General features: G+C 40.9%; 1 pseudogene. It reads right to left on the reverse strand.

From position 1 onward, the window contains the following. Window positions 1-225, reverse strand: a pseudogene (locus TP70_RS12895) (hypothetical protein); the annotation flags it as partial.

The raw sequence follows: 225 nt of genomic DNA on the forward strand, positions 1-225 counted from the left end.
TAAGTAACTCAACATCAGTAAGTGAGAGTGATTCTACTTCAATGAGTAACTCAACATCAGTAAGTGAAAGTGACTCTACTTCAATGAGTAACTCAACATCAGTAAGTGAAAGCGACTCTACGAGCATGAGTAACTCAACGTCAGTAAGCGAGAGCGACTCTACGAGCATGAGTAACTCAACGTCAGTAAGCGAGAGCGACTCTACTTCAATGAGTAACTCAACAT

Origin of the sequence: Staphylococcus microti (assembly GCF_000934465.1) — a bacterium.
Taxonomy (GTDB): domain Bacteria; phylum Bacillota; class Bacilli; order Staphylococcales; family Staphylococcaceae; genus Staphylococcus; species Staphylococcus microti.